Annotated in this window: 25 protein-coding genes and 4 tRNA genes; 14 read left to right on the top strand and 15 right to left on the bottom strand. The window is 62.4% G+C overall.

From position 1 onward, the window contains the following. The first annotated feature begins 138 nt into the window (after window positions 1-138). From NUH87_RS24750 to NUH87_RS24725, 6 genes are all read left to right on the top strand, one after another. Complete coding sequence (locus NUH87_RS24750; RefSeq protein ID WP_040065253.1) at window positions 139-1,206, top strand: ABC transporter substrate-binding protein; 1,068 nt, start codon at window positions 139-141, stop codon at window positions 1,204-1,206. Window positions 1,207-1,404: 198 nt separating this feature from the next. Beyond that, entirely contained in the window at window positions 1,405-2,211 is an 807-nt protein-coding gene (locus NUH87_RS24745) for an alkaline phosphatase family protein (protein WP_338523056.1), read from the top strand. Continuing rightward, window positions 2,208-3,053 carry an ABC transporter permease subunit gene (locus tag NUH87_RS24740; RefSeq protein WP_338523055.1) on the top strand — a complete coding sequence of 282 codons (846 nt, stop codon included), beginning with the start codon at window positions 2,208-2,210 and terminating at the stop codon, window positions 3,051-3,053. Before NUH87_RS24745 ends, NUH87_RS24740 begins: the two co-directional genes overlap by 4 nt. Beyond that, the gene (locus NUH87_RS24735; protein ID WP_338523054.1) at window positions 3,040-3,840 is read left to right on the top strand and encodes an ABC transporter permease; all 801 of its coding nucleotides are present in this window, start codon (window positions 3,040-3,042) and stop codon (window positions 3,838-3,840) included. Before NUH87_RS24740 ends, NUH87_RS24735 begins: the two co-directional genes overlap by 14 nt. Continuing rightward, window positions 3,837-4,826, top strand: a complete 990-nt coding sequence (locus tag NUH87_RS24730) for an ABC transporter ATP-binding protein (protein ID WP_040065245.1) — start codon at window positions 3,837-3,839, stop codon at window positions 4,824-4,826. Before NUH87_RS24735 ends, NUH87_RS24730 begins: the two co-directional genes overlap by 4 nt. 34 nt (window positions 4,827-4,860) lie before the next feature. Further along, entirely contained in the window at window positions 4,861-5,514 is a 654-nt protein-coding gene (locus tag NUH87_RS24725) for an HAD family hydrolase (protein ID WP_040065243.1), read from the top strand. Between the two features lie 105 nt (window positions 5,515-5,619). Here the strand turns inward: NUH87_RS24725 and NUH87_RS24720 are convergent, their stop codons facing one another. Next, on the bottom strand, window positions 5,620-6,582 hold the full coding sequence (locus NUH87_RS24720; protein ID WP_040065241.1) for a zinc-binding dehydrogenase: 963 nt from the start codon (window positions 6,580-6,582) through the stop codon (window positions 5,620-5,622). A gap of 183 nt (window positions 6,583-6,765) precedes the next feature. Here NUH87_RS24720 and NUH87_RS24715 point away from each other — a divergent pair, with 183 nt between their 5' ends. Both NUH87_RS24715 and NUH87_RS24710 read left to right on the top strand, forming a co-directional pair. Then, on the top strand, window positions 6,766-8,850 hold the full coding sequence (locus NUH87_RS24715) for a carboxy terminal-processing peptidase (protein ID WP_338523053.1): 2,085 nt from the start codon (window positions 6,766-6,768) through the stop codon (window positions 8,848-8,850). A gap of 136 nt (window positions 8,851-8,986) precedes the next feature. Beyond that, a complete protein-coding gene (locus tag NUH87_RS24710; RefSeq protein ID WP_338523052.1) occupies window positions 8,987-10,762 on the top strand; it encodes a bifunctional diguanylate cyclase/phosphodiesterase in 1,776 nt (591 codons plus the stop codon). A 41-nt stretch (window positions 10,763-10,803) separates the two neighbouring features. On the opposite strand, the gene NUH87_RS24705 is transcribed toward NUH87_RS24710, so the two are convergent. The 4 genes from NUH87_RS24705 to NUH87_RS24690 form a co-directional block, all read right to left on the bottom strand. Continuing rightward, the gene (locus tag NUH87_RS24705; RefSeq protein WP_040065236.1) at window positions 10,804-11,175 is read right to left on the bottom strand and encodes a hypothetical protein; all 372 of its coding nucleotides are present in this window, start codon (window positions 11,173-11,175) and stop codon (window positions 10,804-10,806) included. Continuing rightward, a complete protein-coding gene (locus tag NUH87_RS24700) occupies window positions 11,172-11,513 on the bottom strand; it encodes a helix-turn-helix transcriptional regulator (protein ID WP_338523051.1) in 342 nt (113 codons plus the stop codon). The genes NUH87_RS24705 and NUH87_RS24700 overlap by 4 nt, the downstream gene beginning before the upstream one ends. A 112-nt stretch (window positions 11,514-11,625) precedes the next feature. Then, the gene (locus NUH87_RS24695) at window positions 11,626-12,081 is read right to left on the bottom strand and encodes a YkvA family protein (protein WP_338523049.1); all 456 of its coding nucleotides are present in this window, start codon (window positions 12,079-12,081) and stop codon (window positions 11,626-11,628) included. 308 nt (window positions 12,082-12,389) lie between these two features. Continuing rightward, window positions 12,390-13,103 carry an FKBP-type peptidyl-prolyl cis-trans isomerase gene (locus tag NUH87_RS24690; RefSeq protein WP_040065233.1) on the bottom strand — a complete coding sequence of 238 codons (714 nt, stop codon included), beginning with the start codon at window positions 13,101-13,103 and terminating at the stop codon, window positions 12,390-12,392. 267 nt (window positions 13,104-13,370) lie between these two features. Between NUH87_RS24690 and NUH87_RS24685 the strand changes: the two genes are divergently transcribed. Together NUH87_RS24685 and NUH87_RS24680 are read left to right on the top strand one after the other, a co-directional pair. Beyond that, window positions 13,371-15,176: a di-heme-cytochrome C peroxidase gene (locus NUH87_RS24685; protein ID WP_338523048.1), complete on the top strand. Its 1,806-nt coding sequence runs from the start codon at window positions 13,371-13,373 to the stop codon at window positions 15,174-15,176. A gap of 37 nt (window positions 15,177-15,213) precedes the next feature. Further along, the gene (locus NUH87_RS24680; RefSeq protein ID WP_338523047.1) at window positions 15,214-16,350 is read left to right on the top strand and encodes a catalase family protein; all 1,137 of its coding nucleotides are present in this window, start codon (window positions 15,214-15,216) and stop codon (window positions 16,348-16,350) included. A gap of 79 nt (window positions 16,351-16,429) precedes the next feature. On the opposite strand, the gene NUH87_RS24675 is transcribed toward NUH87_RS24680, so the two are convergent. From NUH87_RS24675 to NUH87_RS24660, 4 genes are all read right to left on the bottom strand, one after another. Continuing rightward, a tRNA-Asp gene (locus tag NUH87_RS24675) sits at window positions 16,430-16,506 on the bottom strand. 18 nt (window positions 16,507-16,524) lie between these two features. Next, window positions 16,525-16,600: transfer RNA gene (locus NUH87_RS24670), tRNA-Val, on the bottom strand. A 166-nt stretch (window positions 16,601-16,766) separates the two neighbouring features. Further along, window positions 16,767-16,843: transfer RNA gene (locus NUH87_RS24665), tRNA-Asp, on the bottom strand. Window positions 16,844-16,862: 19 nt separating this feature from the next. Continuing rightward, a tRNA-Val gene (locus NUH87_RS24660) sits at window positions 16,863-16,938 on the bottom strand. 160 nt (window positions 16,939-17,098) lie between these two features. On the opposite strand from NUH87_RS24660, the gene rdgC reads away from it, so the two are divergent. The 3 genes from rdgC to sugE all read left to right on the top strand — a co-directional run bounded on the left by rdgC (window position 17,099) and on the right by sugE (window position 19,657). Then, window positions 17,099-18,019, top strand: coding sequence for a recombination-associated protein RdgC (gene rdgC, locus NUH87_RS24655; RefSeq protein ID WP_040070175.1), 921 nt, complete (start codon window positions 17,099-17,101; stop codon window positions 18,017-18,019). 239 nt (window positions 18,020-18,258) lie between these two features. Next, window positions 18,259-19,224 (top strand): bile acid:sodium symporter family protein, encoded by a 966-nt coding sequence (locus NUH87_RS24650; RefSeq protein ID WP_338523046.1) that lies wholly within the window; start codon window positions 18,259-18,261, stop codon window positions 19,222-19,224. Between the two features lie 115 nt (window positions 19,225-19,339). Continuing rightward, window positions 19,340-19,657 carry a quaternary ammonium compound efflux SMR transporter SugE gene (gene sugE / locus NUH87_RS24645; protein WP_040070173.1) on the top strand — a complete coding sequence of 106 codons (318 nt, stop codon included), beginning with the start codon at window positions 19,340-19,342 and terminating at the stop codon, window positions 19,655-19,657. A gap of 21 nt (window positions 19,658-19,678) precedes the next feature. Here sugE and NUH87_RS24640 read toward each other — a convergent pair whose 3' ends face one another. The 4 genes from NUH87_RS24640 to NUH87_RS24625 all read right to left on the bottom strand — a co-directional run bounded on the left by NUH87_RS24640 (window position 19,679) and on the right by NUH87_RS24625 (window position 23,829). Further along, window positions 19,679-21,556: an MFS transporter gene (locus NUH87_RS24640; protein WP_338523045.1), complete on the bottom strand. Its 1,878-nt coding sequence runs from the start codon at window positions 21,554-21,556 to the stop codon at window positions 19,679-19,681. Between the two features lie 91 nt (window positions 21,557-21,647). Continuing rightward, on the bottom strand, window positions 21,648-22,790 hold the full coding sequence (locus NUH87_RS24635) for a TDT family transporter (RefSeq protein ID WP_338523044.1): 1,143 nt from the start codon (window positions 22,788-22,790) through the stop codon (window positions 21,648-21,650). Between the two features lie 104 nt (window positions 22,791-22,894). After that, on the bottom strand, window positions 22,895-23,206 hold the full coding sequence (locus NUH87_RS24630) for a cupin domain-containing protein (protein WP_338523043.1): 312 nt from the start codon (window positions 23,204-23,206) through the stop codon (window positions 22,895-22,897). Continuing rightward, window positions 23,203-23,829, bottom strand: a complete 627-nt coding sequence (locus NUH87_RS24625) for a cysteine hydrolase family protein (RefSeq protein ID WP_338523042.1) — start codon at window positions 23,827-23,829, stop codon at window positions 23,203-23,205. The genes NUH87_RS24630 and NUH87_RS24625 overlap by 4 nt, the downstream gene beginning before the upstream one ends. 124 nt (window positions 23,830-23,953) lie before the next feature. Here NUH87_RS24625 and NUH87_RS24620 point away from each other — a divergent pair, with 124 nt between their 5' ends. Further along, window positions 23,954-24,916: a GlxA family transcriptional regulator gene (locus tag NUH87_RS24620; RefSeq protein WP_338523041.1), complete on the top strand. Its 963-nt coding sequence runs from the start codon at window positions 23,954-23,956 to the stop codon at window positions 24,914-24,916. Here the strand turns inward: NUH87_RS24620 and NUH87_RS24615 are convergent. Then, entirely contained in the window at window positions 24,852-25,622 is a 771-nt protein-coding gene (locus tag NUH87_RS24615) for a hypothetical protein (protein ID WP_338523040.1), read from the bottom strand. The genes NUH87_RS24620 and NUH87_RS24615 overlap by 65 nt on opposite strands. Window positions 25,623-25,711: 89 nt before the next feature. Continuing rightward, the gene (locus NUH87_RS24610; RefSeq protein ID WP_338523039.1) at window positions 25,712-26,908 is read right to left on the bottom strand and encodes an MFS transporter; all 1,197 of its coding nucleotides are present in this window, start codon (window positions 26,906-26,908) and stop codon (window positions 25,712-25,714) included. Between the last annotated feature and the right edge of the window lie 77 nt (window positions 26,909-26,985).

Below are 26,985 nucleotides of genomic sequence, written 5' to 3'. Positions count from 1 at the left end.
CATCAAAGTGTCATCCAGTAGGCTTAAATTGGCTCAGGTATTGCTGACCTAGACCAATCAAGATCCAACCAACCGCACCACGTTCATAACAACCACCGATAAAAATCGCCGCGTTGAAAACGCCCAAAGGAGCTTCGGATGAAACAGCTTTTCCTGGCATCACTGTTAGGCTCGACCATTGCCCTGTGCACCTCCGCCATGGCCGCTGACACCGATTTGAAAGCACTGGAAGCCGCCGCCAAGAAAGAAGGCGCCGTGAACAGCGTCGGCATGCCCGATGACTGGGCGAACTGGGCGGGCACCTGGAAAGACCTGAGCGACAAGTACGGCCTCAAGCACATCGACACCGACATGAGCTCGGCCCAGGAAGTGGCCAAGTTCGCTGCCGAGAAAGACAACGCCAGCGCCGACATCGGCGACGTCGGTGCCGCCTTCGGCCCGATCGCGGTCAAGCAGGGCGTGACCCAGCCGTACAAGCCGAGCACCTGGGAGCAGGTCCCGGCGTGGGCGAAGGACAAGGACGGCAACTGGGCACTGGCCTACACCGGCACCATCGCGTTCATCGTCAACAAGAAGCTGCTGCACGGTTCCGAAGCCCCGAAAAGCTGGGCTGACCTCAAGACCGGCAAATACAAGGTCTCCATCGGTGACGTGAGCACCGCCGCCCAGGCCGCCAACGGTGTACTGGCCGCCGCCCTGGCCAACGGCGGTGACGAGAAGAATATCCAGCCTGCGCTGCTGATGTTTGCCGAGATCGCCAAGCAAGGTCGCCTGTCGCTCGCCAACCCGACCATCGCCACCATGGAAAAGGGTGAAGTGGAAGTCGGCGTGGTCTGGGACTTCAACGGCCTGAGCTACAAGGCCAAGATGGCCAACCCGGACGACTACGTGGTGCTGATCCCATCGGACGGCTCGGTGATTTCCGGCTACACCACCATCATCAACAAATACGCCAAGCACCCGAACGCGGCCAAGCTGGCTCGCGAGTACATCTTCAGCGACGCCGGCCAGACCAACCTGGCCCGTGGCAACGCACGTCCCATCCGTGCCGAGCACCTGACCCTGCCGGAAGACGTGAAGGCCAAGCTGCTGCCTAACGAGCAGTACAAGAAAGTCACGCCGATCAAGGACGCCGATGCCTGGGAGAAGACCTCCAAGGCGCTGCCGCAGAAGTGGCAGGAAGAAGTCATCATCAACATGCAATAACCCACGACCCTTGTTCCCGCACGGTAGCGGGAGCAAGGGACTTCCTTGTAGGAGCAGCCGGTCGACGCTCGATTGCTCGCGATGGTAGTCAGGGCACCGCGGGGTATCAGGTACCCCGCGTTATCGTTGACGTCCTTCGCGAGCAAGCTCGCTCCTACAAGGGAGGTTGATATTCCCCTTCATGACGAGGTCTGGTTTATGCCGCACAACGTTATCCTGGTCGTGCTCGATGGCCTGAACTACGAGGTCGCCCGGCACGCCATGGGCCACCTCCAGGCTTACGCAGGCGCAGGACGCGCGGCGTTGTACAAACTGGAATGCGAGTTACCCTCGCTCTCCAGACCACTCTACGAATGCATTCTCACCGGTGTGGCTCCGATCCGGAGCGGCATCGCGCACAACCACGTCTCGCGCCTGTCCAACCAGCGCAGCGTGTTCCATTACGCCCGCGACGCCGGTCTGCGCACCGCCGCGGCGGCTTATCACTGGGTCAGCGAACTCTACAACCGCTCGCCCTTCGTCGCCGCCCGCGACCGACATACCCGGGATGAAAGCCTGGCGATCCAGCACGGCCATTTCTACTGGGTCGACCACTACCCCGATTCCCATCTGTTCGCCGACGCCGAAAGCCTGCGCCTGCAACACGCGCCGAACTTCCTGCTGGTGCACCCGATGAACATCGACGACGCCGGCCACAAGCACGGCCTCGACAGTGCGCCCTACCGCAACAGCGCGCGCTCGGCCGACATCATCCTCGCCGACTACCTGCAAGGCTGGCTCGACGCCGGCTACCAGGTCTTGGTAACCGCCGACCACGGCATGAACAACGACCGCTCGCACAACGGCCTGCTGGCCGAAGAACGCGAAGTGCCGCTGTTCGTCCTCGGCGACGCCTTCAGTTTCAATCCCGATGCCACGCCCGCGCAGACGCAACTCTGCGGCACGATCTGCGAACTGCTGGGCGTCCCCCATGACAAACCTGTATGCCGGGAGCTGTTGAAGTGAATTCACTCACCCGTGGCAAATGGCTCGCCGTGCTCTGCCTGGTGCCCTTTGCCCTGTTCTTTATCGTGTTCGAGATCGCGCCGCTGGCCTGGGTGCTGATCAACAGCCTGCAATCGGAAGAAAGCGGCTGGGGCCTGGCCAACTTCAGCAAGATCTTCAACTCGAAGTTCTACCTGCAAGCGATCCAGTACAGCCTGGAAATCAGCTTCTGGTCGAGCGTGTTCGGCATGCTCATCGCGGTGCTCGGCGCCTATTCCCTGCGCCGGGTCGACTCGCGCCTGCGGGATTTCGTCAACGCCTTCGCCAACATGACCAGCAACTTCGCCGGTGTGCCCCTGGCCTTCGCGTTTATCATCCTGCTGGGCTTCAACGGCACCATCACCATCATGCTGAAGCAGGCCGGGATCATTCAGGATTTCAACCTGTACTCGAAGACCGGCCTGATCATTCTCTACACCTACTTCCAGATTCCCCTGGGCGTGCTGCTGCTCTACCCGGCCTTCGACGCCCTGCGCGAAGACTGGCGCGAGTCCGCCGCGCTGCTCGGCGCCGACGGTTGGCAGTTCTGGCGGCATATCGGCCTGCCGGTGCTGACCCCGGCGCTGCTGGGCACCTTCGTGATCCTGCTGGCCAACGCCCTCGGCGCCTACGCCACGGTGTATGCACTGACCACCGGCAACTTCAACGTGTTGCCGATCCGTATCGCCGCCATGGTCTCCGGCGACATCAGCCTCGACCCGAACATGGCCAGCGCGCTGGCGGTGATCCTGGTGGGCATGATGACCTTCGTGACCGTGATCCATCAGTGGCTGTTGAAGAGGAGCTACCATGTCGCGCGCTGAACCCGGCTCCGCCGCCCTGTACCACCGCGTGGTGGTCCGCCTGCTGTTCCTGATCCTGTTGCTGCCGCTGGCCGGCACCCTGGTGTACTCGATTGCCAGCAGCTGGTCGGCAACCGTCCTGCCCAGCGGTTTCACCTTCAAGTGGTACCTGCAACTGTGGAGCGATCCGCGTTTCCTCGATGCGTTCGGCCAGTCGCTGATCGTCTGCGTCGGCTCGCTGGCGTTGTCGGTGGCGCTGATCCTGCCGCTGCTGTTCGTGGTGCACTACCACTTCCCCAAGCTCGACGCGCTGATGAACATCCTGATCCTGCTGCCCTTCGCGGTGCCGCCGGTGGTGTCCTCGGTGGGCCTGTTGCAGCTGTACGGTTCCGGGCCGTTCGCCATGGTCGGCACGCCGTGGATCCTGATCGGCTGCTACTTCACCGTGGCCCTGCCGTTCATGTACCGGGCCATCACCAACAACCTGCAGGCGATCAACCTGCGCGACCTGATGGACGCCGCCCACCTGCTCGGCGCCAGCACCTGGCAGGCCGCCTTCCTGGTGGTGTTGCCGAACCTGCGCAAGGGCCTGATGGTCGCGTTGCTGCTGTCGTTCTCCTTCCTGTTCGGCGAATTCGTGTTCGCCAACATCCTGGTGGGTACCCGCTATGAAACCCTGCAGGTGTACCTGAACAACATGCGCAACAGCAGCGGCCACTTCACCAGCGCCCTGGTCATCTCCTATTTCCTCTTCGTGCTGGTGCTCACCTGGGTCGCCAACCACTTGAACAAGGACAAAAGCCAATGAGCTTCATCAGTGTCCAGAACCTGAAAAAAACCTACGCCGGCACCACGGTGTTCAGCGACATCAACTGCGAAATCGCCAAGGGCGAGTTCGTCACCCTGCTCGGCCCGTCCGGTTGCGGCAAGTCCACCCTGCTGCGCTGCATCGCCGGCCTGACCCCGGTGGACAGCGGCCAGATCCTCCTCGACGGCCAGGACATCGTCCCGCTGAGCCCGCAGAAACGCGCGATCGGCATGGTCTTCCAGAGCTACGCGCTGTTCCCCAACATGACCGTGGAACAGAACGTCGCCTTCGGCCTGAAGATGCAGAAGGTCAACGCCGACGACAGCCACAAGCGGGTGATCGAAGCCCTCAAGCTGGTGGAACTGCACGACTTCGCCAGCCGCTACCCGCACCAGTTGTCCGGCGGCCAATGCCAGCGCGTGGCCCTGGCCCGCTCGCTGGTCACCCGTCCGCGCCTGCTGCTGCTCGATGAGCCGCTGTCGGCGCTGGATGCGCGGATTCGCAAGCACCTGCGCGAACAGATCCGGGCGATCCAGCGCGAGCTGGGGCTGACCACGATTTTCGTCACCCACGACCAGGAAGAAGCCCTGACCATGAGTGACCGGATCTTCCTGATGAACCAGGGCAAGATCGTCCAGAGCGGCGACGCCGAATCGCTCTACACCGCACCGGTCGATGTGTTCGCCGCCGGTTTCATCGGCAACTACAACCTGCTCGATGCCGACGCGGCCAGCCGCCTGCTGCAACGACCGATCAACAGCCGTATCGCCATCCGCCCGGAAGCCATCGAGCTGCGTACCGAGGGCGTGCCGGACGCGCTGATCCGCGGCCACAGCCTGCTGGGCAACGTCATCCGTTATCGGGTCGTGGCCCGGGGCGTGGAACTGGTGGTGGATGTGCTCAACCGCTCGGCCGCCGACTTGCATCCCGAAGGTCGGCGTTTGTCGCTGTCTATCGATCCCAGCGCGCTGTGTGAGGTAGCCTGATGTCCTTGGCACGTTTGAAGAGAGAGCGGTACTGATGGCCCTGGCAATTTTTGATCTGGACGAAACCCTGATCCACGGCGACTGCGCCACCCTCTGGAGCGAGCAGATGGGGCGCCTGGGATGGGTCGACCCGGAGTCGTTCATGCAGCGCAACAACGAGCTGATGGACGCCTACGGCAGGGGCGAACTGGCCATGGAAGACTACATGCTGTTCAGCCTGGAGCCGATGGCCGGACGCACCCCGGAGGAAATCGCCCACCTGGTGGCGCCCTGGGTCGAGGATGTGATCGAGCCGCTGATCTACAGCGACGCGTGCAAGGCCATCGCCGCCCACCGCGCGGCGGGTGACCGGATCCTGGTGATCTCGGCGTCCGGCATTCACCTGGTCAAGGCGATTGCCGAGCGCGTGGGCGTCGACGAAGTGCTGGGCATCGACCTGGAAGTGCTGCACGGCGTCTATACCGGCCACACCGTCGGCACCCTCACCTACCGCGAAGGCAAGATCGTGCGGTTGCTGGAGTGGCTGGATGCCGAAGGCGAGAACCTGGAAGGCGCGAGTTTCTACTCGGACTCGCGCAACGACCTGCCGTTGTTGCGCAAGGTGGACCACCCGCATGTGGTGAACCCCGATCCGCTGCTGCGCGAGCAGGCGGAAAAGGCCGGCTGGCCGGTTCATCACTGGCAGTAATCACAACGCGAACGGCAGGAGCGGGACCTGGTCCGGGCGGCGTTCCGACGCAGAGCCCCAGATCCCTGAAAGCGTCGCCAGCAAGCGACGCTCCTGCAGCGAGGACTATCCCAGCGTCTCGTCGATCACCAACACCAGCTTCCCCGCCACCTGATTGCTCGCCAGCGTCTCGAACGCCGTCTCGGCATCCCGGATCGGGAAGGCCTTGGCCAACTGCGGGCTCAGGCGCTTCTCGGCAAACAACGGCCAGACATGCTCACCCAGGTCACGCAACAGATCGGCCTTGAACTGATCGCTGCGACTGCGCAACGTCGAGCCCAGCAACTGGATCCGCTTGGCGAGGATCTTCGCCAGGTCCAGTTGGGTTTCCCGACCGCCCATCAGGCCGATCAGCACCCACCGTCCGTCAGCTGACAAAAGTTTCACGTTCAGCGCCGCGTAGTTCGCACCGACCGGATCGAGGATCACATCGAAGGGGGCGAAGTCGCTCAGGCCCTCGATATCGTCGCCCCGCACCGCACCGCCCTGGGCGCCCAGGGCCTCGCAATAGGCCAAGCGATCCGCCGAACCGACACTGACCCAGCAGGGGTTGCCGAAGGCCTTGCACAGCTGGATCGCCGCCGAACCGACACCACTGGCACCGGCATGCAACAGCACTTTTTCACCCGGCTTGAGCCCCGCCAACTGGAACAGATTCAACCAGGCCGTGGCGTAGACCTCAGGCAGCGCGGCCGCTTCGACCAGGCTCAGGCCCTCCGGCACCGGCAACACATGCCGTCCGTCGACCACCACTTCCTCGGCCATGCCGCCGCCGGCCAGCAGTGCGCAGACACGGTCGCCGACCTGCCAGGACGCTCCCGGCCCGACTTCGCTGATCACCCCGGAGCACTCCAGGCCCAGCACCTGGCTGGCCCCGGGCGGCGGCGGATACAGCCCGGCTTTCTGCAACAGATCGGCGCGATTGAGCCCCGCGGCCGCCACCCGGATCCGAACCTGTCCCACGTCGCACGTCGGACTCGGCTCTTCAACCCACTCCACTTGACCTTCAACGCCTTGCAATGCTTTCACAGTGCCTCCATAGTGAGTCTGGACTGAGCCCGAAGCTGTAGCACCGGGCTTTTTGCATTATGCGACCGGACCGAGGGTCGTACGAAAACTCGCAAACGCAGTTTTTGGTACACATTCCCGCGGAACCGGCGACTTTAAAGACGGCCTAATATGCGTTATCAATTGCCCCCGCGTCGACTCAGCATGAAGCATCTGTTCCCCAGCACAGCACTTGCTCTTTTCATTGGCCTTGGCTTATGCGCGCAGTCGGCCAATACGTTCGCAGCCAATAGCTGGGACAATCTTCAGCCCGACCGCGACGAGGTGATTGCCAGCCTGAACGTCGTCGAGTTGCTCAAGCGTAATCACTACAGCAAGCCGCCGCTGGACGACGCGCGCTCGGTGATCATCTACGACAGCTACCTCAAGCTGCTCGACCCGTCGCGCAGTTATTTCCTGGCCAGTGACATCGCCGAATTCGACAAGTGGAAAACCCACTTTGACGATTTCCTCAAGAGCGGCGACCTGAACGCCGGGTTCACCATCTACAAGCGCTACCTGGACCGGGTCAAATCGCGTCTGGACTTCACCCTTGCCGAGCTGAACAAGGGCGTCGACAAGATGGACTTCACCAGCCAGGAATCCTTGCTGATCGATCGCAAGGACGCCCCGTGGCTGAAGACCACGGCCGAACTCGACGACCTGTGGCGCAAACGCGTCAAGGACGAAGTGCTGCGCCTGAAAATCGCCGGCAAGGAACCCAAGGCGATCCAGGACCTGCTGACCAAGCGCTACAAGAATCAGTTGGCACGCCTGGACCAGACCCGTTCCGAAGATATCTTCCAGGCCTACATCAATACCTTTGCGATGTCCTACGACCCGCACACCAACTATCTGTCACCCGATAGCGCGGAAAACTTCGACATCAACATGAGCCTGTCCCTGGAAGGCATTGGCGCCGTGTTGCAGAGCGACAACGACCAGGTCAAGGTCGTGCGCCTGGTGCCGTCGGGCCCGGCCGACAAGACCAAGCAGGTGGCCCCGGCCGACAAGATCATCGGTGTCGCCCAGGGCGACAAGGAAATGGTCGACGTGGTCGGTTGGCGCCTGGACGAAGTGGTCAAGCTGATCCGCGGTCCGAAAGGCTCGGTGGTGCGCCTGGAAGTGATTCCGGCGAGCAATGCGCCGAACGACCAGACCAGCAAGATCGTGTCCATCACCCGTGAATCGGTGAAACTGGAAGACCAGGCGGCCAGCAAGTCGATCCTGCACCTCAAGCAGGACGGCAAGGACTACAAGCTGGGGGTCATCGATATCCCGGCCTTCTACCTGGACTTCAAGGCCTTCCGTGCCGGCGATCCGGACTACAAGAGCACCACCCGCGACGTCAAGAAACTGCTGGGCGAGTTGCAGAAGGAAGGTGTAGACGGCGTGGTCATCGACCTGCGCAACAACGGCGGCGGTTCCCTGCAGGAAGCCACCGAACTGACCAGCCTGTTCATCGACAAGGGCCCGACCGTGCTGGTGCGTAACGCCGAAGGCAAGGTCGACGTCCTCGAAGACGAAAGCCCCGGTGCCTTCTACAAAGGTCCGATGGCGCTGCTGGTCAACCGCTTGTCCGCCTCGGCTTCGGAGATCTTCGCCGGCGCCATGCAGGACTACCACCGGGCCCTGATCATCGGCGGCCAGACCTTCGGCAAAGGCACCGTGCAGACCATCCAGCCGCTCAACCATGGCGAGCTGAAGCTGACCCTGGCGAAGTTCTACCGGGTTTCCGGGCAGAGCACCCAGCACCAGGGCGTGCTGCCGGACGTGGATTTCCCGTCGATCATCGACACCAAGGAAATCGGCGAGAGCGCGCTGCCGGAAGCCATGCCGTGGGACACCATTCGTCCTTCGATCAAGCCGCCGGTGGATCCGTTCAAGCCGTTCCTGGCCCAGCTCAAGGCTGACCACGAGGCGCGTGCGTCGAAGGATGCGGAGTTCATCTTCATTCGCGACAAGCTGGCCCTGGCCGAGAAGCTGCTCAAGGAAAAAACCGTGAGCCTGAACGAGACCGAGCGTCGTGCCCAGCGCACCGATATCGACGCCAAGCAGCTGGTCATGGAGAACGCCCGTCGCAAGGCCAAGGGCGAAGAGCCGCTCAAGGAACTGAAGAAGGAAGACGACGACGCCGCGCCGGTGGATCCGGACAAGAAGATCAAGCCCGAAGACGACGCCTACCTGAGTGAGACCGGGCGTATCCTGCTGGACTACCTGCGTCTGAACACGGCAATCGCGAAACATTGACAGATGATGGCAATTTAATGTGAAGCTGCTTCTGAGCGTCATCAAATAGTCATCATTCTGTCGTGAAATAAAGGACTGGGCATTGCTCTTGTAGAAAGGGCCATGCCCGGTCCTTTTTTTATCGATCGAGACAGCCATGACCATGACCGAACAGCTGAACGCCTTGAGTTCAATCCTGGCTCAGAATGGTCTGCACAGCCTGTTCCAACCGATCATCTCACTGTCCGAACGACGGATCCTCGGCTATGAGGCACTCAGTCGGGGACCGTCCAACAGTCCGCTGCACTCGCCTATCAGCCTGTTCGCCGTGGCCCGCCAGGCCGGTCGCCTCAGCGAGCTGGAAATGCTCTGCCGCCTCAGCGCCTGCCGACGTTTCAGCGAACAGAAACTGCCGGGCAAACTCTTTCTCAACGTCTCTCCGGAATCCTTGCTGGAGCCGACCCATCAGCCGGGCCGCACATTGCAGCTGCTGCAGGACTTCGGCATCGATCCCAGCAACGTGGTGATCGAACTCACCGAACAGACCCCCACCGACGATTTCCAGCTGCTGCAAAACGCCTTGCACCACTATCGCGCCATGGGCTTTTCCATCGCCCTGGACGATCTCGGGGCCGGCTATTCGAGCTTGCGCCTGTGGTCGGAGCTGCGCCCGGACTATGTGAAGATCGACCGGCACTTTATCGACGGTATCCACCAGGATGCCCTCAAGCGCGAATTCGTCGGTTCCATCCTGCAGATCGCCAAGGCCTCCCGGGCCCTGGTGATCGCAGAGGGCATCGAGCTGCCGGAGGAACTGGCGGTGCTCACCGAGATGGGCGTCGACCTGGTCCAGGGCTATCTGCTCTGCCGTCCCCAGGAACATCCGCCGCAGGAAGCCCGCGCGCTCCTGCCCAAGCTCGAGGCCACTCCGATGGCCCTCAGCGAGGAAGGCAGCGACCTCGGCGCCCTGCTCAACGAGCAACCGGCGGTGGCCCTGGATACCCCCACGGCGAACGTGCTGGAAGCCTTCCGCCGCCAGGCCAACCTCAACTCCCTGGCCGTCCTGGACGAGCATGGCCACCCGTGCGGCATCGTGCACCGGCATTCGCTCTCGGACGTGCTGCTCAAGCCCTTTGCCACCGACCTGTTCGCCCGCAAGCCCATCAGCCGGCTGATGAGCGAGGACTTCCTGGCGGTGGAGTCGAGCCAGTCCCTGCAGCAGGTCAGCCGCTTGATCACCAGCCGGGCCCGGCAGCGTATCGAGGAAGATTTCATCATTACCCACCAAGGCCGGTATCTGGGGCTGGGGCGGGTCATCGATGTGTTGAAACTGATTACCGAACTGAAGATCCAGCAAGCCCGCTATGCCAATCCGCTCACCCTGCTGCCGGGCAACGTGCCGATCCAGCAATGCCTGACACGGCTGTTGCAACAGGCCCGGGAGTCGGTGATCTGCTACGTGGATATCGACAGTTTCAAGCCGTTCAACGATATCTATGGCTACGGTCGTGGGGATGAAGTCCTGCTGTGCCTGGCGCAATGCCTGAACGATCGCGTCGACCCGAGCCGGGATTTCGTCGGCCATATCGGCGGCGACGACTTCCTGCTGGTGCTGGGCGAGGAGGATTGGCGCAAGCGCCTGAATCAGTTGCTGGAGGATTTCCAGAGCCAGAGCCGGCGCTTCTACCGCGCCGAGCACCTGGAGGCCGGCTGCTTCATCGCCTCGAATCGGCAGGGCCAGCGCCAGGAGTTCCCGCTGTTGTCCCTGTCCATCGGCGTGGTGCATCTGAAGCCGCAGTCCTGCACGCTGCTGGACCCCGCGCAGCTGGCGGAGCTGGCCTCCCAGGCCAAGCACCACGCCAAGAATGTGCCGGGCCACAGCATTCACGTGATCGACTGCTGTGCAGTCACTTCGCCTGAACAACCATTGTAGGAGCGTCGACCGGCTGCTCCTACAAACGGCATTGGGGCGTGTCAGGCCTCGGCCGACTCCGGGTAATCGTACTCGAACACCCGCACCACTTCGGACGCATGCCAGGACGCCGCCGCCACGCCGTCGGACGGGCCGGAAAAGCGCCCCAGACGCTCGACACACTCGAAGAAACCGGTACGCGGCAAGCGGCTCGCGCCCTGGCTGATCACCAGGGAGCTGCGCAGCGGCTGTTCGGCCTTGGCATCCAGGGCCGCCAGGTGCTCCAGCGCCGCCGTCAGGGTTTGCATGGCCGGGCTGGGCAACTGCAAGCGCTCCAGCAAGGCGCGATAGGTCAACAGATGACGCTGGCGACGCGCCTGGTCGAGCTCGCCCAGCAGTCCGTCCCAGTGCTGACGACTGATGCGTACGCTCACGATGCGTCCCTCCAGCCGGCCACACCCAATTCCCAGGCCAGGCTGCGACGAATCGCAGCATCAGGCTCGCGCTCACCGCTTTCGATCAGCCCCAGGTACGAAGGGCTGATACCCACCGTACGCGCCAGGGTCTCGACCGCCAGGCCCTTGGCTTCGCGCAGGCTGCGCAGCTGCTCGAACGCCGGCAAGGCATCCGCCGCTGGCGCCGGGTTGGCAGGGGGAGATTGCGAAGGTTGCGGGCTGCTCAAACCGGCAGCCTTGAGTAACGATTGATACTGAGCCCAAGGCAGAACCGCATATTCCGGTTCGCCGTCACGTGTAATTATTTGAAGATCCATTACCACACCCCGTAGGACTTTTACACATAGCAAGTCGGCGCTTTCCTTGTAGCTTAATCTTAACAGCCGCCAAGGTCGCTAGTGTGTTGTTCTTCAAGGGAACGGATCGGCTTCAGTCCTTTTCGTGACGTTGCAGTTGCAACTGCCCGGGCGTATCCGGCAGTTGCTCGATCGCCCGCAGCCGTTCCGGCGCCTGGCGTTCGAGCCAGAGCCGGAAAGCACTCAGTTCCTGGTCCAGGGTATTCATCACCCAGGCCAATACCGCGATGTCGTCAAGCATGCCGAACACCGGGATGAAATCGGGGATGGCGTCGAGCGGACTGAGGAAGTACATCAGGCCGGCCACCACGATGATCATCGACTTGACGCTGATATCCCGGTACTCACCGCGCCAGTAGGCCAGGCACAGGACCTGCAGCAGTCTCAGGTCCTCCTTGAGCTTGCCCAGCCGGGCGCCTTGAAGGGCGCTTTTGCTCGCCACGGCGAACAACAGCGCCGGCAGGCGGCCACGCAGCAACAGCCGTTGCGCCAAGGGCAGGAAGCGGACGAAACTCCAGGGTGCTTTCATGATCACTCCACTCCCCCTCTCTTCACTGAAAAGCCGTGCGAGGTTATCCACACATCTTGTGGATAACCTTGTGAACAGAGCCACTTTTCAACGCTGAAAGCCCCGCTTTACAAGGGCCCAACTCAGATCGGGCGTTTTTTACTCACTGAAAAAAAGCCATTATTTCATTGACTTGGCATCAGTCTACGATTAGGCCGATTAGCCGAATGTTAAGACTATACCTGCCTGTAGATGTTCGTTTTCTTACAGCTTACAACCCCCAGAAACGACAACGCCCCGATAACGGGGCGTTGTGCTGAGGGCGCGCCTTACTTGGCGGCGCCTTCCTTGGCCTGATCCTTGATGGCCAGCAGTTCCAGGTCGAAGACCAGAACCGAGTTGGCCGGGATCGCCGGGCTTGGGCTTTGTGCGCCGTAGGCCAGGTCGCTCGGGATGTACAGCTTGTACTTCTCGCCGACGTGCATCAGTTGCAGGCCTTCGACCCAACCTGGAATCACACCGCTGACCGGCAGGTCGATGGGGCTGCCGCGATCCACGGAGCTGTCGAAGGTGGTGCCGTTGGTCAGCTTGCCGGTGTAGTGAACGGTCACCACGTCGGTCGGCTTGGGCTGAGGACCATCGGCTTTCTTGATGACTTCATACTGCAGGCCCGAAGCGGTGGTCACGACACCTGGCTTCTTGGCGTTTTCCTCGAGGAATTTCTTGCCGGCAGCCGCCGACTCTTCGCTCAGCTTGGCCATGCGCTCTTCGGCACGTTTCTGCAGAGCGGCAAAGGCTTCGACCAGTTCGTCGTCCTTGAGCTTCTGTGGCTTCTTGCCGACGGCATCTTCGATGCCCTGGGCCACGGCCTTGGAATCCAGATCATCCATGCCTTCCTGGGCCAGGCTCTTGCCCATGTTCAGGCCGATGCCGTAGGAAGCTTTTTGCGCCGGGGTTTTCAGCTCTACGCTGGAATGCGAGTCGCAGCCCGCAAGTACCAGGCCAACCAGGGCCACCGCCGCCGCCAACCGATGCTGTTTCATGCTATTTCCTTGTTCATGCGCCTAAAGGGCAATCGTATAAAGCCGCGAGCTTATCAGGCCGCCACGACCAATGGCTACCGGCATGAGAGGCTCAAACCGCCAATAAGTTCAGGTGTTTGGCGCATTTTACAAAACCCTGACAGTCTGCTTACGTCTGTCCTGATCCGGCTGCGGCGCCACGGGCCAGTAGTCACGGCCATCATGGCCACTTGATACCAGGCAATGGCTCAGGCATAACAAGGAAACAACTCGACAAGGATAGTGATCTTGCGCATTTTTTACCGTGTATTACTGGCAGCGATTCTCCTGCTTTGCCTCGGCATCGCGGTGCTCCTGTACTACGTCGTCAATCCGAAACTACCGGCTTACGTACCGGCCCAGGTGCGCTATCTGGAGCAATGGAGCGAAGCCGACCGCCAGACCTACTACTACACACCGCAAGGCACACAGGTCAAAGGCCTGCGCTATGAGTGGTTCACCGCCCTGGAGTTGCCGTTTTCCGAACAGCGCTTTGCCGAACCCGAATATCTGGCGCGCTTCGGCTTCCTGATCGACCCCCAGCGCAAGGCGAGCGCGAACAACCCCGGCAACCTGCCGGTGGGTTTCGCCCGTCACCAGGACCCCGGCAGCCACGAGCAGTACCTGGATATCACCTGTGCGGCCTGCCATACCGGCGAACTGCGCTACAAGGACCAGGCATTGCGGATCGACGGCGGCTCGGCCCAGCATGTGCTGCCTTCCAGCGTGCCGACGCTGCGCGGCGGCAGTTTCGGCCAGGCCCTGGTGGCGAGCCTGGCCGCCACTTATTACAACCCCTGGAAATTCAAGCGCTTTGCCCACAACGTCCTGGGTGACCACTATGACGCCCAGTACGACCAGTTGCGCACGGACTTCAAGCAGTCGCTGGACACCTTCCTGCGGGTGGCCTGGAACGATACCCATCGCGGCCTCTATCCGACCGAGGAAGGCCCGGGCCGCACCGACGCCTTCGGGCGAATCGCCAATGCCAGCTTCGGCGATGCCCTTTCCGAGAAGAACTACCGCGTCGCCAACGCCCCCGTGGATTACCCGCAGCTCTGGGATATCTGGACCTTCGACTGGGTGCAGTGGACCGCCTCGGCCCAGCAGCCCATGGCGCGCAATATCGGCGAAGCACTGGGGGTCGGCGCGCCCCTGAACCTCTTCAACGCCAACGGCCAGCCGCTGCAAGGTGCGGACCGCTACCCTTCCGGCGTGCGCGTGCGCGACCTGCAGCGAATCGAGGAAACCCTCAAGCACCTCCAGCCGCCCAGTTGGCCGGAGGACCTGTTCGGCAAGGTCGACCTGGCGCTGGCCGCCAAGGGCCGCGGGCTGTTCGCGGAAAACTGCGCCGGCTGCCATGTGCCCCCGGTTACCACGGAGAACGGTCGCCCGGTGAAACACCTGGTCTCCATTGCGCTCGCGGCGATTGGTACCGACCCCAATACCGCCAACAACATCGCCGACAATCGTTACGACCTGAGCTCACTGCAATGGGACCCGGCGGAACTGGCGAAACTGCCGGTCCATCTGCACCCCACGCCCGGCAAGCCGCTGGACATGACGCAACTGTCGGTGGCCAAGGGCCTGGCCTACGTCACCGCCTTCGTCGAAGAGCGCGCCTATCGCGAAGCCAAGGTCACGCCTGAAGAGCAGCCGGCGATGGATGGCTTCGGCCTGCCCATCGGCGTACTCGAGCAACGCGCCTACAAGGCCCGGCCGCTGGCCGGCGTGTGGGCCACCCCGCCGTTCCTGCACAACGGTTCGGTGCCTTCGCTGTATCAACTGCTCTCGCCCCAGGACGAACGCCCCAGCACCTTCTATCGCGGCACCTTCGAATACGATCCGCGTCATCTGGGTTATCGCCCGGAAGCCTTCCCCAATGGCTTCCTGTACGACACCCGTATCAGCGGCAATCACAACAGCGGCCACGAATTCCGCACCGGCAAGCGTGGCGATGGCGTGATCGGTCGTCTGTTGCAGCCCGAAGAACGCTGGGCCCTGCTCGAATACCTGAAGGTATTGGGCGGCCCGCTGGAGGCGCAACTGCCATGACCCCCACCCTTCGTGCTCACGTCAAAAGGAAGCCTACATGCTGACCCGACTCTGGCTACGCCTCGGTGCTTTTCTGGGCAAGAGCCTGCTGATCCTGATCGGCCTCGGGCTGGTGGGGTGGGCCCTGGCCAGTGGCTGGTACGCCTGGCGCCAGAGTGGCCCGGTGTCCGCCGAGGAACAGATTCCACCCGGTGAATCGGCCAGGACCCAGGCCATCATCCAGACCGCCATACGCGTCGTCGACCGGCATCGCGAGAGCACCCGCTACCTGCGCGATGCCCACGCCAAGGCCCACGGCTGCGTGAAGGCCGAAGTCCAGGTCCCCGCCGACCTGAGCGCGGATCTGCGCCAGGGCGTGTTTGCCGAACCGGGCAAGACCTGGCAGGCGTTGATACGGCTGTCCAATGGCAACGCCTATCCGCAGTTCGACAGTATTCGCGACGCCCGTGGCATGGCGCTCAAGCTGCTCGACGTCCCGGGCAAGCAACTGTTGCCGGGGCAACAGGGGCGCAACGAGCAGGACTTCGTGATGTTCAGCCATCCGAACTTCTTCGTCAGCGATGTCGCCGAGTACCAGCAGAACATCGATGCCCAGGCGGAAGGCAAGCGGGTGATGGCGTTTTTCCCGAACTGGAACCCGACCACCTGGCAGGTTCGCCATCTGTTCATCGCCCTGGCGACCTTGGCACCGGCGCCGGACAGTCCGACACAGACCACCTACTTCTCGGTCTCGCCCTACAAGTTCGGCAATGACAACGCCAAGTTCCGCGTGGCCCCCGATCCCCAGAGCTGCCCGGAATATGCACTGCCGGAACAGCAGCAGGAACTGCCGAACTTCCTCCGTAGCGCCCTGATCCAACAGCTGTCCACGGATCGCGTCCCGGCCTGTTTCGTCTTGCAGATCCAGCGGCAGAACGCCCATCTGTACATGCCGATCGAAGACACCAGCATCGAGTGGAAGGAGAGCGACGCGCCATTCCAGACCGTGGCACGGATTCGGATTCCGGCCCAGGATTTCGATACGCTGGAACAGAACATCGCCTGTGATAACCAGTCGTTCAGTCCCTGGCATGGGCTGGAGGCACATCGGCCGATCGGTGGCATCAACCGGTTGCGCAAGGCGGTGTACGACGCGGTCAGCGACTACCGGCACAGCCGCAACGCCGAGCAATAAAAACGGCAGACGACAAAAAGCCCGCACAAGGCGGGCTTTCTGTAATGACCTGGCGTTCAGTGGTCCAGATCATCGAATATGGCGCAGCGGACGGGACTCGAACCCGCGACCCCCGGCGTGACAGGCCGGTATTCTAACCGACTGAACTACCGCTGCGCGTAGCGTTGAAGCGAATGGTGGGTGATGACGGGATCGAACCGCCGACCCTCTGCTTGTAAGGCAGATGCTCTCCCGGCTGAGCTAATCACCCTTTCGTTTCGGTGCGGGCGCATTATGCCACAAAAAATCCATAACGCACTGATTTAAATAATCTTTTTTTCAGCGCATGGATTTCTCCAATGCCCACACAGCAAAAAGCCCGCACAAGGCGGGCTTTCTGTGATGACCTGGCGTTCAGTGGTCCAGATCATCGAATATGGCGCAGCGGACGGGACTCGAACCCGCGACCCCCGGCGTGACAGGCCGGTATTCTAACCGACTGAACTACCGCTGCGCTTAACACTGATCACGAATGGTGGGTGATGACGGGATCGAACCGCCGACCCTCTGCTTGTAAGGCAGATGCTCTCCCGGCTGAGCTAATCACCCTTCGCTTTCGGTGTGGCGCGCATTCTACGGAGCGATCCACACTCTGGCAAGCACTTTCTTTAATATTTTTCTCAGGCCTTCCAAAGACTTAGCAGAGGGTTGGCCTATGGGGCCGTGAAGAGAATAATGCCCTCCTTTGTATAAAGGAGAGATGCACCCCATGTGGTTCAAGAACCTGCTGATCTATCGCCTGACCCAAGATCTGCCTTTTGATGCCGAGGCGCTGGAGACCGCACTGGCGAGCAAACCGGCCCGCCCCTGTGCAAGCCAGGAGTTGACCACTTACGGTTTCGTCGCGCCCTTCGGCAAAGGCGAGGACGCACCGCTGGTTCACGTCAGCGGCGACTTCCTGCTGGTGGCCGCGCGCAAGGAGGAACGTATCCTGCCGGGTAGCGTGGTGCGCGATGCGCTGAAGGAAAAGGTCGAGGAGATCGAAGCCGAACAGATGCGCAAGGTCTACAAGAAGGAGCGCGACCAGCTCAAGGATGAAATCATCCAGGCGTTCCTGCCCCGGGCCTTTATCCGTCGTTCCTCGACCTTTGCCGCCATCGCGCCGAAACAGGGCCTGATCCTGGTCAACTCGGCCAGCCCGAAACGCGCCGAGGACCTGCTGTCGACCTTGCGTGAAGTGCTCGGCACCCTGCCGGTGCGGCCGCTGACCGTGAAGACCGCGCCAAGCGCGATCATGACCGACTGGGTGAAGACCCTGGCTGCCGCGGAGCACTTCTTCGTCCTCGACGAATGCGAGCTGCGTGACACCCATGAAGACGGCGGCATCGTGCGCTGCAAGCGCCAGGACCTGACCGGCGAGGAAATCCAGCTGCACCTGAGCACCGGCAAGGTGGTTACCCAACTGTCCCTGGCCTGGCAGGACAAACTGGCCTTCGTGCTCGACGACAAGATGGTGGTCAAGCGCCTGAAGTTCGAGGACCTGCTGCAGGACCAGGCCGAACAGGACGGCGGCGACGAAGCCCTGGGCCAGTTGGACGCCAGCTTCACCTTGATGATGCTGACCTTCGGCGAATTCCTGCCACAGCTGTTCGACGCCCTGGGTGGCGAGGAAATGCCGCAGGGTATCTGATGCCGACTGGGCGGTAGGGACCAAACGCGGTCCCTGTGTAGGAGCCAGCTTGCTGGCGATGGACGTCAACGATAACGCGGGGTATCTGAAACCACGCGGCGCTCTTGGGTTCATCGTCGGAACGCCGCCCGCAGCAAGCAGGCTCCTACAGGTTTCGTGGCGCTCTCAAGATCCCATTTATCTGGCTGGCCCGCATTGGGGCAAATCCGCTTGACACCTTATATAACAAGGAAAACACCATGCGCGCACTGGCCACGCTCAGCCGCTTCGTCGGCAATACCTTCGCCTACTGGGTGCTGATCTTCGCCGTGCTGGCGTTCCTCCAACCCACTTGGTTCATCGCCCTGAAAATCGCCATCGTGCCGCTCCTCGGGCTGGTGATGTTCGGCATGGGCCTGACCCTGAAGCTCGACGACTTCGCCGAAGTCGCCCGCCATCCCTGGCGCGTGGCCCTGGGCGTGGTCGCCCACTTCATTATCATGCCGGGCGTCGCCTGGCTGCTCTGCCGGACCTTCCAGCTGCCGGCGGAAATCGCCGTCGGGGTGATCCTGGTCGGCTGCTGCCCGAGCGGCACCGCCTCCAATGTCATGACCTGGCTGGCCCGGGGCGACCTGGCGCTGTCGGTGGCCATCGCCGCCGTCACCACCCTGCTCGCCCCGCTGCTGACTCCCGCGCTGATCTGGCTGCTGGCCTCGGCCTGGTTGCCGGTGTCGTTCACCGAGCTGTTCTGGTCGATCCTGCAGGTGGTGTTGCTGCCGATTGTGCTGGGGGTCGTCGCCCAACGCCTGCTGGGTGAGCGGGTCCGGCATGCGGTGGAAGTCCTGCCGCTGGTGTCGGTGGTGAGCATCGTGATCATCGTCGCCGCCGTGGTCGCTGCCAGCCAGGCGAAGATCGCCGAATCCGGCCTGCTGATCATGGCCGTGGTGGTGCTGCACAACAGTTTCGGCTTCCTGCTGGGCTACTTCACCGGCCGCCTGTTCAAGCTGCCACTGGCCCAGCGCAAGTCACTGGCGCTGGAGGTCGGCATGCAGAACTCAGGGCTGGGCGCCGCCCTGGCCAGCGCGCACTTCTCGCCACTGGCGGCGGTACCCAGCGCGTTGTTCAGTGTCTGGCACAATATTTCCGGAGCCCTGCTCTCGACCTGGTTCCGGCGCATGAGTGAAAAGCAGGACCGCGAACAGGCCGCTGACAGCGCCCTGAACTGAAGGAAACTTGATCATCGGGACAAGCATGGGCACTATAGTGCGCAGCACAGGGACGACCCTGTGGCTTTAGGCATTATCCATCCGGGGACGACCCCATCCATAGATGGAGGTCTTCATGTCCTGGATCATTCTGTTTTTCGCCGGTCTCTTCGAAGTCGGCTGGGCCGTTGGCCTCAAGTACACCGACGGCTTCAGCCGCCCGCTCCCCACCGCACTCACCGTCGCGGCCATGGCCATCAGCCTCGGCCTGCTGGGCCTGGCCATGAAGGAATTGCCGCTGGGCACCGCCTATGCGATCTGGACCGGGGTCGGTGCGGTGGGCACGGTGATCGCCGGGATCATCCTGTTCGGTGAGTCCATGGCGTTGTTCCGCCTGGCGAGTGTTGCCTTGATCATTACCGGGTTGGTCGGGCTGAAGGTCTCAGCCGCCTGAGACCCTCCTCGACCCAATCGCCTATCGACGCGCCATGCCCCGCAACTGCAACACCTGCTCACGCAGTTGCGCCGGCACCGCCACCTCGGCCAGCACCGGCGCCCCCGCCACCAGGGTCACCCGCGACCACAGGCGGCGGAACAGGCCCTTGCTCGGATCACGGCTGAAGAAACTGCCCCACAAGCCTTGCAGCGCCAGCGGAATCACCGGTACCGGGGTTTCCTCCAGCACCCGGGTCATGCCACCCTTGAACTCGTTGATCTCGCCATCGGTGGTCAGCTTGCCCTCGGGGAAGATGCACACCAACTCGCCATCCTTCAGGTACTCGGCAATTTTCCTGAACGCCCGCTCGTAGATCTCCAGGTCTTCACCCCGCCCGGCAATCGGGATGGCCCCGGCCGTGCGGAAGATGAAGTTGAGCACCGGCAAGCGGTAGATCTTGTAATACATCACGAAGCGAATCGGTCGCCGCACCGCCCCGCCAATCAGCAACGCATCGACAAACGACACATGGTTGCAGACCAGCAGGGCCGCCCCCTCATCGGGAATCGACTCCAGGTTGCGGTGCTCGACGCGGTACATGGAATGGCTGAGCAGCCAGATCATGAAACGCATGCTGAACTCGGGCACGATCTTGAAGATGTAGGTGTTGACCGCGATGTTCATCAGCGACACCACCAGGAACAACTCGGGAATCGACAGCTTCGCCACACTCAGCAGCAGGATCGAGACAATCGCCGAGACCACCATGAACAGCGCGTTGAGGATGTTGTTGGCGGCGATCACCCGGGCCCGCTCGTTCTCGGCGGTACGCGACTGGATCAAGGCATACAGCGGCACGATGTAGAAACCGCCGAAGATACCCAGCCCGAGGATATCCACCAGCACCCACCAGGCCTGGTGAAAACCCAGCAGCGTCAGCCAGTCGTTGGCCTGCACGTTCTGCGGCAGATGTCCGGAATGCCACCACAACATCAGGCCGAACAGGCTCAGCCCGAACGAACCGAAGGGCACCAGGCCGATTTCCACCTTGCGCCCCGACAACCGTTCGCAAAGCATGGAGCCGGCGGCGATACCGACAGAAAACACCGTGAGGATCAGTGTCACCACGGTTTCATCGCCATACAGCCACTCCTTGGCGTATGCCGGGATCTGCGTCAGGTAGATCGCCCCGACGAACCAGAACCAGGAGTTGCCGACGATCGAACGCGACACCGCGGGCGTCTGCCCCAGGCCCAGGCGCAAGGTGGCCCAGGACTGGCTGAAGATATTCCAGTTCAGCCGCAACTGCGGACTCGCCGCCGCCGCCCGGGGAATACCTCGACTGGCCAGGTAGCCGAGCACTGCCACCAGCACGATGGCGGTAGAAACCACCGGCGCGTAGTGCGCCGAAGACATCATGATCCCGGCACCGATGGTTCCCGCCAGGATCGCCAGGAAGGTACCCATTTCCACCAGGCCGTTGCCGCCCACCAGTTCGTCTTCGCGCAAGGCCTGGGGCAGGATCGAGTATTTGACCGGGCCGAACAGCGCCGAGTGCGTGCCCATGGCGAACAGCGTCAGCAGCATCAGCGACAGGTGATCGAACACGAAGCCCACGGCCCCTACCGCCATGATGACGATTTCACCCAGCTTGATCACCCGGATCAGCGCGTCCTTGGCGAACTTTTCGCCGAACTGGCCGGCCAGGGCCGAGAACAGGAAGAACGGCAGGATGAACAGCAAGGCACAGAGGTTGACCCAGATGCCGCGATCCCCTGTGAGGGCGAGCTTGTAGAGGATGGCGAGGATCAACGACTGCTTGAACAGGTTGTCGTTGAAAGCGCCGAGGGACTGCGTCACGAAGAACGGCAGGAAGCGCCGTGTACGCAGCAGATTGAACTGTGAGGGGTGACTCATCTTCCCTGTACCTGAGTGGCGCCGAGAGCGGCTTTCTTGTTGGAAGGCGGATCACCGCCCCCGGGCCACAACCTTACCTAATATCGGGCAACTATTTCGCTATTCCTGCCAGGCAGGGTGAAACAAAAAGCTCGCCTTTGTAGGCCCCGCGCAGGGTCCGCGCACCGACAATCAGCCACAGCACCGCCAGCAAGGCCACCAACACCAGGCCTAAGCCGCTGAAAAAGCCCAGGTGCAAGGTACTGCCCAACTTCAGCGTCGCCAGGGAGTAAACACCCAACGGGAAGGTGAAGCCCCACCAGCCGAGATTGAACGGGATACCCCGGCGCAGATAACGCAGGGTGATCAGCACCGCCATCAGCATCCACCACAGACCAAAGCCCCAGAGGATGATCCCGGCGACCAGGCCCAGCCCGCTGGCGATTTCACCGATACCGGCGAAGCCATTGGCGGCAAAAATCGCTGGCGAGTCCGCCCCCAGCAACAGCATGCCCAGCGCCCCGGTACCGATCGGGCCCAAGGCCAGCCAGCTCGAGGCCGCCATGCTTTCATGGGGCAGTTTGTGCAGCGCCATGCGCAACAGCAGGATCACCAGGATGCTGAACGCCACCGGCACCGAGAAGGCCCAGAGCACATAGCTGGTGATCAACACGTTGAACTGCAGGTGGCTATCGAGCAGGTGCGGCGCCAGCAGGCCACCACTGGCCGCCGCCACTTCCGCGGCCACCACCGGCAACAGCCAGACCGCCGTCATCTGGTCGATACTGTGCTCCTGGCGGGTGAACATCAGGTAAGGAATCAGCACGCCGCAGGCCAGGGACATGGCCACGTCGATCCACCACAGCACTTCGGCGACCTGAACCGCGCTGTCGCCCCAGCGCGGCACGCCAAACAGCAGGAAACCGTTGATGATGGTCGCCAGCCCCATGGGAATGGTGCCGAAGAACATCGAGACCGTGGAATGCCCGAAAATCCGCCGCGCTTCATGGAAGAACAACACCCAGCGCGCCCCATAGAGCAGGCTGAACACGGCGAACAGCAGGATATTGAACAACCACAGGCCTTCGGCAAAAGCCCGCTGGCCCGGGACTTCAATCGGCAACTGGGCCAAGGCCAGTGCCAGGACACCAGTGCCCATGGTGGCGGCGAACCAGTTGGGGGTGAACTGGCGAATGACTTCACGGCGGGGCCGCGACGGGATTTCGGGGTTGACGCTATTGGGACATGTTTGCATGACTGACTCCTGTCCTCGGGTGAGGTTGCAGTCATCATAGAACCGTATCGAATATCCATATAACGGGTATTTTCTCTAACTGTTATCTGTTTTATAGATAAGCGTCAGCAACTGCCCTCGGCTTCGATCACCAGCACCCGCGCTTCTCCCAGGGGTTCGGCCAGGTGCTCACAGCCGATTTCAGCGTAGAAGATGTCGCCGACTTCCAGCACCACGGCCTGCTCGATCCCGCCCTTGCGATAACGCATGCGCACCCGACCATCGAGCACCACAAACACCTCCTGCCCGTCATTGATGTGCCAGATATAGGGCTGGTCGGTCCAGTGCAAACGGGTACCGATGCCATTCATGCTGGCGATATCCAGCGCCGCCCAGGGACGGCTGCCGGTAAAGTCACGGCTACGGATAATGGTCATGAGCGTTGCAGCGCCTGTTGATTGGAAGCCAGGATCGAAGAGCGGGGCAAGGCCACGCCCTCCTCCACAGCGGACTGCCAACGCGCGGTGCTGACCACGGCGGCAAAGCGCGAATGGAAGACCACGCTGAAGACCCGGTGGATCTCCTCGGCACTGGCCTGCCCCGCCTCATTGGCATACGGCAGGGAGCCGGTGGCATCGCTGAGAAACTCGACCGCCAGGCCCCGATGGGTGGCTTCGAAGATCGTCGAGGCATCGCAGTTGTGGGTCATGTAACCCACCACGCTCAGGGTGTCGATCCGGCGCGCCTCCAGCCATTGCGCCAGGTCGGTTCCGGCAAAGGCACTGGGCAATGTTTTGTGGATAAGATGATCGTGTGGCCGTGAACCGACCACCGCATGCAACTCCCAGCCCGGCGAGCCGATCGCGAACAGCGACGACCCCACCGGACTGTCGTTTTGCACGACCACCACCGGAATCCCCGCGGCGTTCGCCGCATCGATGGCCCTGCCGATATTGGCCAGCGACTCACTCACCGGCGGGTATTCGATCAGCAGGTTGCCCGTGACGTATTCGTTCTGCACATCGATGACGATCAACGCACGGCGTGGTGACTGGGACATGGTCTGGCTCCTGGGTGAAAACGCTTGAGACCTCATGATTGCCCGCCGTCTGCAAATCAATAAGTGGCCCGAAGGACAATCTTCGATAAGATCAGGCCAAACCGCTGCCCCGAGTCCACAGCAGATGAGCACGATCCATATCGCCGTGATCGCCTTCAACGGCATCAGCCCTTTTCATTTGTCCGTGCCGACACTGGTATTCGATGAGCAGCGCAAAGGCATCGAGATGCCGCGCTTCTCCCTCAAGGTCTGTGGATTCGAGCCAAGTCCACTGAGTACCTCCGCAGGTTTCGATATCCAGGTTCGCCATGGTCTTGAGGCCCTGGACCAGGCCGACGTGATCATCATGCCGTCCTGGCGCGACACCGAAGAGCAGCCACCCGAACCATTGCTGGAAGCGCTGCGCCAGGCACACCGCCGAGGCACGCGCATCGTCGGCCTGTGCCTGGGGGCCTTTGTCCTCGCCGAAACCGGGCTGCTGGACGGACGCAAGGCCACCACCCACTGGCACTGGGCCGCGGCCTTCGCCCGCCGCTACCCGCGGGTGCTGCTGGATGCCGACGTGCTGTATGCCGAATCCGATCACTTGCTGACCTCGGCCGGCACCGCCGCCGGCCTGGATTGCTGCCTGTACCTGATGCAGCAACTGTGCGGTGCCGAGGTCACGCACAAGGTGGCCCGGCGACTGGTGGTCGCGCCTCATCGCTCGGGTGGACAGGCGCAATTCATCGAGCGACCGCTGCCCATGGCCGCCGAGCAGGATCGCATGGGGCAACTGTTGCAATGGCTCGGGCGAAACTTCACCCGGAACCATTCCCTGGATGAGCTGGCGGACCGGACAGCGATGAGTCGTCGCTCATTCACCCGGCACTTTCGGCAACTGACCGGGACCACCGTTGGCCAGTGGCTGCTGGGGCAACGCCTGAGTCATGCCCAGCGCCTGCTGGAAAGCAGCGACCAGAGTATTGAAGCCATTGCCCTGGAGGCGGGCTTCGGCAGCGCCCTGTCGTTGCGCCAGCATTTCAACGCCTCGCTACGGATTTCGCCGTCGGCTTATCGGGCGCAGTTTGTCGGACGCCAAGCCTGATGCCGTCAGCTAATGTCGGATACTGTCCCTGCAGGAACCAGCCAGCATCCAGCACGGGCTCCGCACCCGGCACCGGTCGCTTGATTTCATCGCCGCGCACCAGCGCACTGCGCAAAATCGCAAAACGCGCCCGGTTGATGTGCCCGCCGGAGCCATAGGTGGCGGCCTTGCCCAACTTCGCGGCGACCCCGGTTTCGCCACCGAACCAACCGGCACCGATGCCCAGGCGCGCCATGACGAATGCATGATCGCGGAGAATCGCCGCACAGGCCTGGATCAGTTCGATAAACCCCTGGGTCGCGACATCCATGGCCTCCAGGCCATGCAACTGGGCAATGCGCTTGCCGATCCACACCCCCTGGGTCCTGAGCAGCAGCGCATCGACGCAGTCATGGGCCAGTTCGACCCGACGCCGCGGATCGGACTCTTGCAACATCGCCTGCCTGAGGGTCCGCAGGGCAAACGCCATGGGCACCGCCCCCTGGGGCCGCATCCGCCGCGAGGGCAGCACATGGGAGAGCAATCGATGCAAGCCGAACAGGCTCTCGGGCTGCAGGAACAAGTGTGCCTGGGCGGACAACGGTTGCCAGGCCACCTCCTGCAACAGGCTGAGCATTTGCGTCAGGTCGGCGGACTGGAGCTGCAAGGCCAACCGAGCGGACGCCGGCAATGGCGTCCGGGTGCCGGGGCGTGGGGGAGTCGTCATGGCGCGCCGTGGTCATTCCGCTAAAAGGCCTCAGTCTGACCAGCGCCCCGCCTTCGATCTTGCAATAACCGATCAGCCGGACCACCGGCTCAGACCACCAGGTCCCGCGCCGGACGGCGCCACGACAACATCAGCAAGGCCCCCAGGGACAGCCCGATCAACATCGCGGCATAGCCATCCGTCGTCGCGATCAGACCAAAATGGTGGCTCAGGTTACCCGCCAGCAACGCCGGCAGGCAGAATGCCAGGTAGCTCAACACATAAAAGGCCGCCATCAGCCCTGCCCGCTCATGGGGCAAGGCCAGCGGCAGCACGCTGCGCAAGGCGCCGAGGAAGCCCGAACCGAAACCGCTGCCCGCCACCAGGGTCGCGAAGAGAAACAGCGGCAGACTGGCGCTGTGCACGGCCAGCAGGATCAGGCTGACACCGGTCGCCAGCAAAGCGGCCCCCAGGCGCAGGACTTTTTCCCCAGGACGATTGCGCAGGGTGAAGATGGCCAGCGCCCCACTGAGGGTCAGCACCGCCACCAGGACGCCGCCGATCAGGTTGGAGGTCGAGCCGGTGGCGGCCCGTACCAGCGAAGGCGCGAGCGACAGGTAGAAACCGCCCACGGCCCAGACCGCGACGTCCACCGGCAACGACAGCCACAGGGCCCGACGCGCTTGCGGCGGCACATGCAGGGTCGGGCGCAACGACGCCAGGGCGCCCGGCTGTGCACTGACCGTTTCCGGCAGGCGCCAGACAAACAGCGCCTGTGCCACCAGCAGGCCGAACAGAATCCAGTACACCAACTGCATCGGGTGAGGCGCGAACTCCACCAGCAGCCCGGAACCGAGACCACCGCAGGCCATCCCCAGCAGGGGGGCAAGACTGTTGATCAACGGTCCCTTGCGGTTGTCGTTGTCCAGCAGGGTCGCACCCAGTACGCTGGTGGCCATGCCGGTGGCAAAGCCTTGCAGCGCCCGCGCGGCGATCAGCAACGCGGCGCTGTCGGCCAGGATGAACAGCAGCATCGCGCCGATATCCAACAGCAGCGCGGCAAAGATCACCGGCCTGCGGCCCAGGTGGTCGGACAGCGAACCGACCGTCAGCAGCGCTGCCAGCAGACTCAGGGCATACACCCCGAAGATCAGCGTCAGGGTGGCCGCGGAAAACTGCAGGGTTTCCTGGTACAGGTGGTACAAGGGCGTCGGCGCGCTGGAGGCGGCCAGAAAGGTCAACAAGGTGATCGACAGGAACACCAGGCTGGCACGGTTGGAAACAGGCGTTTCGACGCTACTGGACATGGGCACGCTCCATAAAAGCTAAAATTTTGCTTTTGCGGAGTGTGCTACGGCTTTTCGCTTAAAGCAAATTCTTTGTG

Origin of the sequence: Pseudomonas batumici (assembly GCF_036585405.1) — a bacterium.
GTDB classification, from domain to species: Bacteria; Pseudomonadota; Gammaproteobacteria; order Pseudomonadales; family Pseudomonadaceae; genus Aquipseudomonas; species Aquipseudomonas batumici.
This window is presented reverse-complemented; position numbering and strand designations above follow the sequence as displayed.